Origin of the sequence: Duganella sp. FT27W, assembly GCF_009295655.1 — a bacterium.
GTDB lineage: Bacteria > Pseudomonadota > Gammaproteobacteria > Burkholderiales > Burkholderiaceae_D > Rugamonas > Rugamonas zoogloeoides.
Genome location: NZ_WHIV01000004.1, coordinates 312,085 through 324,326 on the forward strand (window position 1 = coordinate 312,085; position 12,242 = coordinate 324,326).

The 12,242-nt window shown below is 63.1% G+C and carries 11 protein-coding genes; 3 read left to right on the forward strand and 8 right to left on the reverse strand.

Translation table 11 applies throughout. The annotated features are described in order from the left end of the window. The first annotated feature begins 3 nt into the window (after window positions 1-3). Window positions 4-1,281, forward strand: coding sequence for a diaminopimelate decarboxylase (lysA, locus tag F8197_RS18525; protein ID WP_152883131.1), 1,278 nt, complete (start codon window positions 4-6; stop codon window positions 1,279-1,281). Window positions 1,282-1,333: 52 nt separating this feature from the next. Here the strand turns inward: lysA and F8197_RS18530 are convergent, their stop codons facing one another. The 6 genes from F8197_RS18530 to F8197_RS18555 all read right to left on the reverse strand — a co-directional run bounded on the left by F8197_RS18530 (window position 1,334) and on the right by F8197_RS18555 (window position 7,788). Then, on the reverse strand, window positions 1,334-1,951 hold the full coding sequence (locus tag F8197_RS18530) for a hypothetical protein (protein ID WP_152883132.1): 618 nt from the start codon (window positions 1,949-1,951) through the stop codon (window positions 1,334-1,336). Between the two features lie 22 nt (window positions 1,952-1,973). Beyond that, entirely contained in the window at window positions 1,974-2,597 is a 624-nt protein-coding gene (locus tag F8197_RS18535) for a sulfite oxidase heme-binding subunit YedZ (protein WP_152883133.1), read from the reverse strand. Between the two features lie 13 nt (window positions 2,598-2,610). Further along, a complete protein-coding gene (msrP, locus tag F8197_RS18540; protein WP_152883134.1) occupies window positions 2,611-3,591 on the reverse strand; it encodes a protein-methionine-sulfoxide reductase catalytic subunit MsrP in 981 nt (326 codons plus the stop codon). Between the two features lie 91 nt (window positions 3,592-3,682). Next, a complete protein-coding gene (gene ccsB / locus F8197_RS18545) occupies window positions 3,683-4,867 on the reverse strand; it encodes a c-type cytochrome biogenesis protein CcsB (RefSeq protein ID WP_152883135.1) in 1,185 nt (394 codons plus the stop codon). A gap of 38 nt (window positions 4,868-4,905) precedes the next feature. Continuing rightward, window positions 4,906-6,993, reverse strand: a complete 2,088-nt coding sequence (locus F8197_RS18550; RefSeq protein WP_152883136.1) for a cytochrome c biogenesis protein ResB — start codon at window positions 6,991-6,993, stop codon at window positions 4,906-4,908. Window positions 6,994-7,113: 120 nt separating this feature from the next. Beyond that, on the reverse strand, window positions 7,114-7,788 hold the full coding sequence (locus F8197_RS18555) for a cytochrome c (protein ID WP_152883137.1): 675 nt from the start codon (window positions 7,786-7,788) through the stop codon (window positions 7,114-7,116). A 155-nt stretch (window positions 7,789-7,943) separates the two neighbouring features. Here F8197_RS18555 and yihA point away from each other — a divergent pair, with 155 nt between their 5' ends. Next, the gene (gene yihA, locus F8197_RS18560; protein WP_152883138.1) at window positions 7,944-8,702 is read left to right on the forward strand and encodes a ribosome biogenesis GTP-binding protein YihA/YsxC; all 759 of its coding nucleotides are present in this window, start codon (window positions 7,944-7,946) and stop codon (window positions 8,700-8,702) included. A 22-nt stretch (window positions 8,703-8,724) separates the two neighbouring features. Continuing rightward, the gene (hemB, locus tag F8197_RS18565; RefSeq protein ID WP_152883608.1) at window positions 8,725-9,741 is read left to right on the forward strand and encodes a porphobilinogen synthase; all 1,017 of its coding nucleotides are present in this window, start codon (window positions 8,725-8,727) and stop codon (window positions 9,739-9,741) included. Between the two features lie 31 nt (window positions 9,742-9,772). Here the strand turns inward: hemB and F8197_RS18570 are convergent, their stop codons facing one another. Continuing rightward, window positions 9,773-11,008, reverse strand: a complete 1,236-nt coding sequence (locus F8197_RS18570) for an ABC transporter permease (protein ID WP_152883139.1) — start codon at window positions 11,006-11,008, stop codon at window positions 9,773-9,775. Further along, window positions 11,005-12,237 (reverse strand): efflux RND transporter periplasmic adaptor subunit, encoded by a 1,233-nt coding sequence (locus tag F8197_RS18575; RefSeq protein WP_152883140.1) that lies wholly within the window; start codon window positions 12,235-12,237, stop codon window positions 11,005-11,007. The genes F8197_RS18570 and F8197_RS18575 overlap by 4 nt, the downstream gene beginning before the upstream one ends. Window positions 12,238-12,242 lie beyond the last annotated feature (5 nt).

The window sequence follows — 12,242 nt, forward strand, 5'->3', positions numbered from 1 at the left end:
TCTATGTCGCAATTTTCGTATCAAGACGGCGTGCTGCACGCCGAAGGCGTGTCGCTGGCCGCCATCGCCGCCGAGCATGGCACCCCGACCTACGTTTACTCCAAGGCCACGCTGCTGGGCAATTTCGCCGCGTACGCCGACGCCTGCCAGGGCCGCGACGCGCTGGTGTGCTACGCCATGAAGGCCAACTCCAACCTGGCCATCCTCGACCTGCTGGCCCGCCAGGGCGCCGGTTTCGACATCGTCTCCGGCGGCGAGCTGCAACGCGTGCTGGCCGTCGGCGGCGACCCGGGCAAGGTGATTTTCTCGGGCGTGGGCAAGAGCGTTGATGAAATGCGCCTGGCGCTGTCGCACGATATCCTGTGCTTCAACGTCGAATCGATCCCCGAGCTGCACCGTTTGAACGACGTGGCCGGCTCCATGGGCAAGACCGCGCGCATCTCGCTGCGCGTCAACCCCAACGTCGATCCGAAAACCCACCCGTACATCGCCACCGGCCTCAAAGCCAGCAAATTCGGCGTGGCCTTTGACGATGCACTGGACACCTACCGCGCCGCCGCCGCGCTGCCGCATATCGACGTGGCCGGCATCGACTGCCACATCGGCTCGCAACTGCTGGACGACCAGCCGCTGCTCGAAGCGCTGGACCGCCTGATCGAACTGATCGACCGCCTCGGCGACGAAGGCATCACCTTGCACCACCTCGACATGGGCGGCGGCATCGGCATCGACTACCGCGAAGCGGGCGAAGCCGCACCGGTGCCGGTGGGCGACTACCTGGGCCGCGTATTCGCCCGCATCGACGCCTGGCGCGCCGAGCGTTACGACGGCAAACCAATTAAAGTGATTTTTGAGCCGGGCCGCTCGATCGTGGGCGACACCGGCGTGCTGCTGACCCGCGTGGAATTCATCAAGCACGGCGAAGAGAAAAACTTCTGTATCGTCGATGCCGCCATGAACGACATGGCCCGCCCAGCCCTGTACCAGGCCTGGATGGACATGCAGCCGGTGGTGCAAGGCCAGGCCGAGAGCAAGACCTACGACATCGTCGGCCCGATCTGCGAATCGGGCGACTGGCTGGCCCGCGACCGCGCGCTGGCGGTGGCAGCCGGCGACCTGCTGGTGATGCACTCGGCAGGCGCCTACGGCATGACCATGGCCTCGAATTACAACACCCGTGGCCGCGCCGCCGAAATCATCGTTGACGGCACTACGGCCCACATCGTCCGTCGCCGCGAAACCCCAGCCGAACTCTACGCGCTGGAATCGCTGATCAAGTAACGGCCAAGCCCGCAGCAAGAGTCCCGGCACTGCATCACCAGCAGGCCGGGGCTCACGCTATCCCCCGGCGCAGCGCTGCTTTACGAGCCGTCATCGCGCCAAAAAAGAGTACCCTCGACTTCACGCAAGCGGGTGGGACTTCGACCTCCAACTTCTCGATCGCCTGCAGTAACTCCAGGTCTGTCTTCATGGCGGCAAATACTGGCATAAACAAGCGATCGAAATCGGCGATGAACTGGCCGATATTTTCGACGATTCCCGTATCCTCGCTCATGCGCCATCCGGGACGGCGCTGACAGGCTTGCTCGGCCCATTTAAAGTGGGACAGTTCCAGGGTCAGGCAGGGCACATAGCCGACGAACGCCTTTTCCGTCACCTCATGCCCCGTTTTCCAGGGAGCATCGCTCAACTGGTTGTCGAATATCGTTTTGGACAAGATCACCGCCGAGCAATCGAAATCGGCATGGGTGCCATCGAAGGCATATCGTTTCACACCCAACACTACCCTGGCTGTTGGAGAAATATTTTTTATGTACGGAATGGAAAACTTGTGTTTCCACGTCGTGGGACCTGAAAATCCCCGGTCGAGCAACGACCGGGTAATCACGGAAAAGGCGGACGCCATTTCAGAACCCCAGATGCTGGACAAGGATGTAGGCGCAGCGGCCATCGTTTCTCTCTAAAGTATCGCGCTAAGCTCTGCTGGCAGAGCGGTTTTTCGTCACAGCCCAGTACACGCGCACAGCCAACAGCACAGCCAGGATGGCACCGTAAATGATTGGCTCGGTAAAGTTGTGCTTGCCCGCCTTCATCCACCAGAAGTGCAGGATCGCCAGCGGCGCGATCACGTAGATCAGCCGGTGCAACCACTGCCAGCGCTTGCCGCCCAGGCGGCGGATCATGGCGTTGGTACTGGTGGCCGCCAGCGGGATCAGCAGCACGAAGGCGATGAACCCGACCGTGATGAACGGCCGTCGCAGCACGTCTTTCCACATTTCCGCCAGGTCGAAGAAATGGTCGAACCATAAAAACGTCATGAAGTGCAGCACGCCGTAAAAGAACATGAACAGGCCCAGCATGCGGCGCAGCTTGACCAGCCAGTTCCATTTGGTAAAACGCCGCAAGGGCGTGACTGCCAGCGTGATGCACAGGAAGTACAGGGTCCAGTCGCCGGTGGACCGGGTGATGAATTCGAGCGGTTCCACCAGTTGCCCGGTTACCGTCAGATAGACCATGCGCGCCAGCGGAATCAAGGCGGCCAGGAATATGATCGCCTTGATCAGGCTGGTCTGGCGCGCGGTGGGATTGAAAGCCATGCTGCGTAGCGCCTCAATAGAATTTTTTCAGGTCCATGCCGGCGTACAGCGGCGCCACGTCGCTGTAACCGTTGAACATCAGCGTCTTGCGCTTGCGGGCCAGGAAGCCGTCTTCGCCGATGCGGCGCTCGGACGCCTGCGACCAGCGCGGGTGATCGACTTCGGGATTCACATTCGAGTAGAAGCCGTATTCGCGCGGCGCCGAGATATTCCACGACGTGCGCGGCAGGTCCTTCACAAAACGGATCTTGACGATCGACTTGGCGGATTTAAAACCATACTTCCACGGCAAGACCATGCGCACCGGCGCGCCGTTCTGGTTCGGCAGCACTTCGCCATACATGCCAAAGGTGAGCAGCGCCAGCGGGTGATTGGCTTCGTCGATGCGCAGCCCTTCCGTGTACGGCCACTCGAGCACGCGGCTGTTTACGCCCGGCATCTGCTTGCGGTCGTTGAGGGTGATGAATTCCACGTACTTGGCGTTGCCGGTCGGCTCGACCTTCTTGATGATCTCGGAGAACGAGTAGCCCACCCAGGGAATCACCATCGACCAGCCTTCCACGCAGCGCAGCCGGTAGATGCGCTCTTCCATTGGCGCCAGCTTGAGCAGTGCATCGATGTCGAGTGTCATCGGCTTCTTGACTTCGCCCTCGATCTGCACCGTCCACGGCCGGGTTTTCAGGGTGCCGGCGTTGGCGGCCGGATCGCTCTTGTCGGTGCCGAACTCGTAGAAATTGTTGTAGGTGGTGGCGTCCTTGTACGGCGTCTGCTTGTCGAGCGCCGAATAGGCGGGATTGAGCTTGGCCGGCAGCTTGGCAAGCCCTGCTCCTTGCGCAAACGCTTCGCGGTTGGCCATTTCCAGCAGCGCGGCGCTGCCGATGGCCCCGGCAGCGACCTGCTTGATGAAGGTGCGGCGCGACTCGTACAGCGCGCGCGGTGTGATTTCCGACGAAAACGGCAGTTCGATACCGTTGGGGCTACGCTTGATCAGCATGTTGACTCCAGAAAAGGTACAAGGCAATGTCGCAACCTTACACCAATCCCGGAAAACAGATATTACGGCTCAATTAACCTTGAAAAATGTTTTATAGCTTGCCATACGAGTGCAAGCCCGACAGGAACATGTTCACACCGAGGAAGGCAAACGTGGTCACCAAGAGGCCCACCAGCGCCCACCAGGCCGCCGGACGGCCGCGCAAGCCCGTCATCAGGCGCATGTGCAACCAGGCCGCGTAGTTGAGCCAGACGATCAGTGCCCAGGTCTCTTTCGGATCCCACGACCAGTAGCCGCCCCACGCTTCCGCCGCCCACAGCGCGCCAAGGATGGTGGCAATGGTGAAGAAGGCGAAACCGGCCGAGATGGCCTTGTACATGACGTCGTCCAGGACCTCGAGCGACGGCAGGCGGTCCACCAGCCGGTTCGACGATTTGAGCAGGTAGGCCACCGCCACCATCGCCGCCAGCGCGAAGTTACCGTAGCCAATGAAGTTGGCCGGCACGTGGATCTTCATCCACCAGCTTTGCAGGGCCGGCAGCAGCGGCTGAATTTCGGCGGCATCGCGTGAGGTGGTGTACCAGAACAGGAAGCCGATGGCGGCAGTAATGATCAGCAGCACGAACGGGCCCATTTGCCGGGTCTTGTAACGGTCCTCGAAGTACAGGTAGAACATCGAGGTGATCAACGCAAACAGGATGAACACTTCGTACAGGTTGGAGACGGGAATGTGGCCCACGTCGGCGCCGATCAGGTACGACTCGTACCAGCGCACCATCATGCCGGTCCAGCCCAGCACCACGGCAGCCCAGCTGAGCTTGGTACCGAGGCTGCTCCATGCTTCCGAGCGGCCGGCAAAGCCGATCCAGTAGAACAGCGTGGACAGGCAGAACATCACGCTCATCCATAAAATCGCCGACTGGCTCGAGATCATGTACCGCAGCCAGAATTTTTGCGTCCCCATGTCGAGCTGGCCCGCGTACATCGAGATCGCCCACAACGACAGCACCGCGACCAGCGCCATCACCCAGCGCACCGGTTTCCAGTGCCAGCCCAGCGCCGCGAACACGGGCGCGCACAGCAGCATGATCGCTTCCTCGTACACGTCCATGAAGTGGCCGTAGCGGTTGAAGGCAAACACGGCGCCCGCCAGCAGCGCGGCGGCAAACAGCCAGTCCACGACGGTCAGACGTTTGAAGTAGCCGGGCGCCTGCACATAGGTGCCGCCGGTGGCCTGGGTAGGGGTGGTCCGTGTTGATTTTTCAGTCAGTTCCATTATTTCTCCATGCTGCGCTGGCGTACGCTGATCGTACATTAAGCCGATTGCGGCAACTTTTCCTTCAATGTTACAAATTCCCGCTCGAAATCGAGCGTCTTGCGTTGCGTGCTCATGGCCATTAATGCCTCGGCGCCGCCGGAATGTTCAACATCGTCCTTGATCCACACCCACAGGCGGCGCTCGCGGATATAAAACATCGAAAACACGCCCAGCACCAGCAGCGCGCAACCGAAGTACACGATGTTCTTGCCCGGCGAGCGCGTGACCTGGAACACCGAGGCCTTCACTTCCACGAACTCATCGAGCTGCAAATACACGGGGGCGCCGTAGAAAAACGCGTCCGACAGCGCATTGGTGGCCAGCAGCAGGTAGCGGCCATGGGCTTCATCGGCGGTGACCGGCGCCAGGCCATCTTTTGCACGCGCCACCTGCCACAGTTCCCACAGGCTGCCGTTCAAGATTTTCATGAATACTTCGGCGGTCTTTTCCTGGCCTTCGACCGGCACTTTTTCCAGGAATTGCGAAATCGACACGAAGCCGCCCACCTTGCCGTCACCGGCAAACAGGCCCAGGCTTTTTTCGGACGACGCTTCGATCTGCGCACGCACGGCAGCGACATCGCCAGTCTGCGGCGCGGCGCGCTCGCCGTACCGCTTGGCGGCAGCGGCGCGCAGGGCCGGGTCGGCCAGGGCGGCGCGCAGGCGCATCCAGTCGCGCACCGAGTGTTCGTCGTCGGCTGGGATGCGCAGGTAGCTGAACGGATCGGACGGGTTGGCGCGCACGCCGGCCAGGAACACGGACGCGCCGTCGAGCGTCATCGGCTGCATGTAGTTCTGGTATTCGCGCGCCTGGCCGGTCTTGTCGCGCAGCTTGTACTGCACGCTGGGGCCGACGTTTTTCAGCTCGTTGGACAGGCTGCCGCGTCCGGCCGAACCGGTGTGCTTGTCGAGGCTGGCCGACAAGGCTTCGCGCAGACTTTTATCCTGCTTGACCGCGCGCGCATCGTTGTTCATGTTTTCCACGTTGAACGGCCGGAAGCCCGACCATTCGATGGTGTAGGCGTCGCTGAACGGCGTGGTGCCGCCCACTTCGCCATTGAGCTCGAAGCTTTGCGTGCCGGTGCCCAGCATCGGGTAGCCCTTGAGCTTGAGCTTGCTGCCGCCATCTTCAAAGCTGGACTGGTAAATCGCCAGGCCCTTGAAGATCAAAGGCTTGTTGACCTCGATGACGGCGTTGACCTTCTCACCGGTGGCGTGATCGACCACCTCGACATCGCTGGCAAACAGCTTGGGCATGCCGGTGCTGTAAAAGTCGATGGTGAATTTTTTCAGGTTGATGGTAATCGGCAGATCCTGGATCAGCACGCCGTCGGGACGCTGCAGCAGCGCGCTCGAACTGTTCGAGCCTTCGGGGATCAGGGTATTGCCACGGAAGGTGGGATTGGCTGTGCTCAGGCGGTGCTTGGCCGGCACTTCGGCGATCAGGCCGCTGCCGGCAAACGGCGTCTTGCCCAGCACCCATTCCTGGAAGCGGATCGGCAAGTCGGAATCGAACAGCGCGCCCACGCAAATGACCACGATCGACGCGTGGGCGAAGATGTAGCCGAACTTGTTGGCGCCGCCCTGCTTGGCAGCGAGCAAGGTGCCATTGTCGCGCTCGACGATCTTCACTCGGTAGCCGTTGTCGGCCAGGCGGGCGGCGGTCTGCTGCGCCAGCGCGGCACGCGCGAGCGGCGCGCGCCAGTGCATGCGGTGCGGGAAATTGAGCAGCGACTGCTCGCGCACGTTTTCGCGCCAGCTGCGCATGTCGCGCACCATTTTCGGGGCGTTGCGCGCGATGCACAGGCTGGTCGATGACACCAGCAGCGTCATCAGGAGCATGAACCACCACGACGAGTACACGGCATACAGGCCGGCCTTGTCGAACACCTCGAACCAGAATGGCCCGAACTGGTTGATGTAGTTGGAGGTGGCCTCGCTCTGCTTCATCACCGTGCCGATCACGGCGGCAATGGCGATCATTGCCAGCATGGCAATCGCAAAGCGCATCGAGGACATCAGTTCGATCGTCTCGCCGATGATGGGACGGCGGGTCTTGATTTGGATACCGGTGGTGCTAGTCATGCATGGCGATCTAAAAAATGGGGCAACCGCGCAGCATACCAATAAAAAGGGCGGCCCGCTCACGCCGCCGCCCTCCCAATTGGTATAAAAACGCTCTAGTCAGCGATTTATAAGGCAGCGCTATTTGAGCCCTGCCACGTAATCCGCTACCGCTTTCATTTCCTCGTCGGACATGCGGGCGGCGATGGTGGCCATTTCCGGGCTGTTCTTGCGGCCGTGGCCCTTGAACAGGCCCAGCTGGGCAACTGTGTAATCCTGGTGCTGACCGGCCAGGCGCGGGTACAGCGCGGGAATGCCACCACCGGTGGCGCCATGACAGCTGGCACAGGCCGGCACGTTTTTCTCGGCAATGCCACCGCGATAAATTTTCTTGCCCAGGTCGATGCTGTCGCGGTTTTTCGCCGCGCCCGGTTTCGACGGCTGGGTGGCCAGCCAGGCTGCCACGTTGTGCTTGTCGGCGTCGGTCAGCATTTTGGAATACAGCGACATCACCGGCTGGTTGCGGGCGTCGGTGGTGAAGTTGACCAGTTGCTTGTACAGGTAGCTCTGGCTTTGCGCGGACAGCTTGGGATTGATGGAAATGGTCGAGTTGCCATTGGCGCCGTGGCACGACACGCAAGCAGGCAGGCCGCGCGCGGCGTCTCCATCGGTGTACAGCGTGGCGCCTTTGGCGGGATCGACTTTGGGAGCAGTGCTTGCGGCGGGCGCCTTGTCTTCGGCGTGGCCGCTGAGAGCGGTAAAGGCGATGGCGGCGATGAGCAGGGGTTTCAGCAAAGGAGAAAACGCACGTTTCATTCAAGCACCTTGGAAGGAGTCTATAAAGTTTTACGTCCGAATGAAGGCGTGGCATTCTCGAATGCCTGGCAACATTCCGTGACTAGGCATTGTACAATAGCTTACCTGCCTAACCGCCCCACTTTGTTGCATTTTCCCCCATCTTACGTTATCTCATGTCTAAACTCTGGCAAGCCCGCTTCTTTACGACCGTTAACCAACTGCGCGACCTGCCCGACACCACGGTGCCGGAGATCGCCTTTGCAGGTCGTTCCAACGCCGGTAAATCGACCGCCATCAATATCCTGTGCAATCAGAAGGGTCTGGCGTTCGCGTCCAAGACCCCTGGCCGTACCCAGCACATCAATTATTTCTCGATCGGCGGCGCCCACGTGGCCCAGCACCGCAAGGATCCGACCATCGTCGAAGAGATCGAATGCCTGCTGGTGGACTTGCCCGGCTACGGCTACGCCGAAGTGTCGGGCTCGGCCAAGTTGCACTGGCAGCGCCTGCTGGGCGATTACGTCCAGCGCCGCGAACAGCTCGCCGCCCTGATCCTGATCATGGACTCGCGCCGCCCGTTCACCGACCTCGACATCCAGATGCTCGAATGGTTCGCCCCGACCGGCAAGCCGATCCACTGCATCCTGACCAAGGTGGACAAGCTCAACCGCAATGAGTCGGTCAACGTGCTGCGCCAGGCCAAGGCTAGGCTCGACAGCTATGTCGATGAAGACGGTGAAGGTTTCCCGTTCACCGTGCAATTGTTCTCCGCCCTCAAGCGCGTCGGCATCGACGAAGCCAACGACAAGATCCTCGAACTGGCCGGCGTGACCGACGACGACGCAGCTGCTGCGCAGATCGCCGCCCAGGTCGAGCAGATCGACGCGATCGACGGCGCCGATGACGATAACGAAGTAAAAGATGCCAAGTAACACACACTAAGGAAGTAATATGATGCACACGCCTCACGCCCCCTCCTCGTTCCCCGCCCTGCGCATGCGCCGCATGCGCCGCGATCCGTTTTCGCGCGCGCTGATGCGCGAAAACGTGATCACCGCCGCCGACCTGATCTACCCGGTGTTCATCCTCGAAGGCACGCAGCAACGCCAGACCGTGGCGTCGATGCCGGGCGTGGAGCGGGTGTCGGTGGACTTGCTGCTCGAAGTGGCGCAGGACTGCGTGGCGCTGGGCATCCCGGTGCTGGCGCTGTTCCCCGTCATCGAAGCGTCGGGCAAGTCGCTCGACGGCGCCGAGGCGTACAACCCGGACGGCCTGGTGCCACGGGCGATCCGCGCCCTCAAGCAGGCCTTCCCGGAGCTGGGCATCCTGACCGACGTAGCGCTCGACCCGTACACCGTGCACGGCCAGGACGGCATCATCGACGAGCACGGCTACGTGATCAACGACATCACCACCGACGTGCTGGTCAAACAGGCGCTGTGCCACGCGGACGCCGGCGCCGACGTGCTGGCGCCATCGGACATGATGGACGGCCGCATCGCCGCCATCCGCGCCGCGCTCGAAGACAAGGGCCACATCCACACCCGCATCATGGCCTACTCGGCCAAGTACGCGTCGGCCTTCTACGGTCCGTTCCGCGACGCCGTGGGCTCGGCCGCCAACCTGGGCAAGGGCGACAAGAACCAGTACCAGATGGACCCCGCCAACAGCGACGAAGCGCTGCGCGAAGTGGCGCTCGATCTCGCCGAAGGCGCCGACATGGTGATGGTCAAACCCGGCATGCCCTACCTCGACATCGTGCGCCGCGTGAAAGACGAATTCAAGGTGCCGACGTTTGCCTACCAGGTCAGCGGCGAATACGCGATGATCAAGGCCGCCGCCCAGAACGGCTGGCTCGACCACGACAAGGTCATGATGGAGTCGATGATGGCGTTCAAGCGCGCCGGCGCCGATGCCGTGCTGACCTATTTTGCGCTCGACATCGCGCGCCTGCTCAAGGCTGGCAAGTAACTAACAAATAAGCCAGCCCCGGCGCAGGCAATCAGCCATCGCTGCGCAATGCAGCGATCGGATCCAGTGCCGCCGCCTGGCGCGCCGGGAATACCCCGAACGCCAGGCCCACGGCCACGCACAGCAGCACTGCCGCCACCAGGCTCAGCGGTGACCACGCCACCGACCAGCCGGCCAACGCGGCAATGCTGTACGCGGCCACCGCACCCAGCACCACGCCCAGCAGCGCGCCGCTGACGGCGATCACCAGCGCTTCGGCCAGGAACTGCTCGACCACGTCGCGCCGCCGTGCGCCCAGCGCCCGCTTCAACCCCACTTCGCGGCGCCGCTCGAGCACATTGGCCAGCATGATGTTCATGATGCCGATCCCGCCCACCAGCAGCGACACGGCCGCAATCGAACTCATGACGATGGCGAAGATGCGCTGGGTCTGCTGATTCTGGCGGTACAAGCCCATCGGCACGATCAGGTTGGTGTCGTCGGCGCCGCCGTGGCGGCGGGCGATCAGCGCCTGCAGCACGCCGGCCGCCTGGTCGGGCGCCACCTTGCCGTCGAGGCGCACGCTGATACCATCGACCTCGTCTTCGATGGCCTTGAAACCGAACCGCGCACGCCCGGTCTCCCAGGCCACGAACAGGCGCTCGTCGTCGAGCCCCAGCTTGATGCCCTCGAAGTCGGACTTGCTTTGCGCGCGGTCTTGCAGCACGCCCACCACCTGCAGCCAAACATGGTTGAGCTTGACGCGACGGCCCAGCGCCGGCGCGTCGCCAAACAGCGACCGCGCCAGGCGCGCGCCGATCACGCACACCGGCGCCAGCGTGGCGCTGTCGGCAGAAGACAGCCAGCGCCCGGCGGCCAGCTGCAAGCCGCCATGGGCGGCGTAGTCGAGCGAGACGGCATAGGCGCGCGCCGGCACCACGCGCTGGTCGAGCACCAGCTGATCGACCTTGATCTCCTTTTTCAGCGCCACCGACACCGCGCCCGGCACCACCGACAGGGCCGCCGCGCCATCGGCGGCCGACAGGCCCAGCGAGCGGGTGCGCAGCTCCTTGAGCTGCTCGGGATCGATGGCCTTGCTTTCGACCAGCACATTGTCGAGTCCCAGCTCGGCCACCAGCCGCAAGGCCTCGCGCTTGCTGCCCTCGCCCACCGCCAGCATGGCGACGATCGCAGCCACGCCAAACACCATGCCCAGCAAGGTCAGGCCGGTGCGCAGCTTGCGCCGCCCCAGTTCGGTGACCGCTTCGTGCAACAGGGCCAGGTTCATGATTTCTCCGTGGCGGCCGGCGGCAGCAGCACGATGCGTGCGCCGGCCGCGATGCCGCTTTTCAGTTCGCTGCGCACGGGACCGCGCTGGCCCAGTTCCACCTTATGCCGTACCTGGCGCCCGTGCTCTTCGGTATAGACGGCATGGCCGGCGCCGTCCCGCACCACGGCCAGATTGGGCACCGTCAGCGCGGCCTTGCTGGCCACCAGCTGCACCGTGCCGCGCAGCGCCTGGCCCGGTTTCAGGTCCAGCTTGCGCGCGGTGGCGGTGTCGATGGCAGCGTCGAAATCGCTGTACTTGACCGGCGACTCCTGCGACGTGGTACTGGCGCTGCTGCCCACCCGCGTGACCGTCAACGTCAGCTCGGTGCCGGTGCCGGCCAGGCGTACCCGCACCGGCAAACCGGTGCGCAGGCCGAACGCCTCGCCTTCGGCCACGCTGAAGTGGGCCACCAGCTGGTCCAGGTCGGGCAAGCTGCCGAACTCCTGGCCGGCCGACTGGCTGGCGCCGATCTCGGGCTTGGTGCCGTCCCACTTGGCGGCCAGCAGGAAGACGCCGTCGTGCGGCGCCACCAGCTCCAGCGCGGCCAGGCTGTCGCGTTTTTGCCTGGCGGTCTGCACCACGCTGTCGCGCTGCGAATGCAGGACCGCGTCCTGGGCGGCCGTGCGCGCCTGCGACTGGCCATCTTTCCATTCCAGGTAGCCGCGCTTGGTGCTTAAAAAGCCGACGTCGGCCAGCGCATCGAGAATGGTGTTGCGTGCGAAAATACTGAGATCGACGTTGGCGTAGCGCCGGCTCAGACCGAGGTCGTCTTCGACCTTGGCGCGGTCGCCGGCCAGCTTGTCGCGCTCGACGGCAGCGCTGCTGGCACTGGCCTGCTCGGCCAGCGTTTTGCGCAGCAATTCCAGTTCGGCCTGCGACAGCTCCATGCGCGACTGCGGTGCGTCGAAGCGCGCCACCACCTGGCCTTTTTGCACGCTGCTGCCGTCAGCTACCATGTCCACCAGCACGCGGCTGCTCCAGCCGCTGCCGGGCACGTTGAGCGCGGTGCTGGCGGCGGCCTTGATTTCGCCATCGACCGCCAGGGTTTCGAGCCAGGGGCGCGGCGCCAGCGTTTCTGCGGCCACGCTGCCTGCGGACGGGTCGGCGTTGCAACCGGCAAGCGCGGCCATCATGGCCACCGCTGCCATTGCTGCCATGGCGGCGGGTTTGAGTACGGGCATGGTCATGGTCT